Origin of the sequence: Roseisalinus antarcticus (assembly GCF_900172355.1) — a bacterium.
In the GTDB taxonomy this organism is placed as follows: domain Bacteria; phylum Pseudomonadota; class Alphaproteobacteria; order Rhodobacterales; family Rhodobacteraceae; genus Oceanicola; species Oceanicola antarcticus_A.
The window spans coordinates 1-974 of record NZ_FWFZ01000134.1 but is presented as its reverse complement, the minus strand read 5'-3'; the positions used below and the strand labels follow the sequence as shown (position 1 = coordinate 974).

The 974-nt window shown below is 52.2% G+C and carries 1 protein-coding gene; it reads right to left on the bottom strand.

The genetic code is table 11. From position 1 onward, the window contains the following. Nucleotides 1–449 (bottom strand): nucleotidyltransferase domain-containing protein (locus tag ROA7023_RS25415; protein ID WP_227541806.1); only part of this gene is annotated, 449 nt, incomplete at its 3' end. Nucleotides 450–974 lie beyond the last annotated feature (525 nt).

Genomic DNA, 974 nt, shown 5'->3' with positions numbered 1-974 from the left:
GGGCTCGCGCTGGTTTCCAGCAGATCGTTAATCAGCGCACGACGGGTGGTTTCATCCAGACGCACGGTCACGGTCACCAGCAGATCAATATCGCTATGCGGTTTCAGGCCGCCATCCACCGCGCTGCCATACAGATGCACGGCCAGCAGGGTCGGTTCCAGATGACGTTCAATCACGCCCACCACTTCAGACAGCTGGGTGCTCACTTCCGCAATCACCGCTTCACGCATAATGTTCAGTTTGGTTTTCGGACGGCTGCCCTGCTGGGTCACATCGTTGCTGCTCCACAGCATCAGGCAACGGCCCACCGCATAACGCGCCTGCTGTTTGCTCGCACGCGGCATGCTCTGCACGCCAAAAAAGCAATCATAGCACGCCATAAACACCGCCACCGCACCATTACCGCCGCTACGTTCGGTCAGGGTACGGCTCCAATTACGGCTACGCATACTCTTCCTTTTTCAATATTATTGAAGCATTTATCAGGGTTATTGTCTCATGAGCGGATACATATTTGAATGTATTTAGAAAAATAAACAAATAGGGGTTCCGCGCACATTTCCCCGAAAAGTGCCACCTAAATTGTAAGCGTTAATATTTTGTTAAAATTCGCGTTAAATTTTTGTTAAATCAGCTCATTTTTTAACCAATAGGCCGAAATCGGCAAAATCCCTTATAAATCAAAAGAATAGACCGAGATAGGGTTGAGTGGCCGCTACAGGGCGCTCCCATTCGCCATTCAGGCTGCGCAACTGTTGGGAAGGGCGTTTCGGTGCGGGCCTCTTCGCTATTACGCCAGCTGGCGAAAGGGGGATGTGCTGCAAGGCGATTAAGTTGGGTAACGCCAGGGTTTTCCCAGTCACGACGTTGTAAAACGACGGCCAGTGAGCGCGACGTAATACGACTCACTATAGGGCGAATTGAGTGAAGGCCGTCAAGGCCTAGGCGCGCCGGATCCCCCGGGCCATACTAGT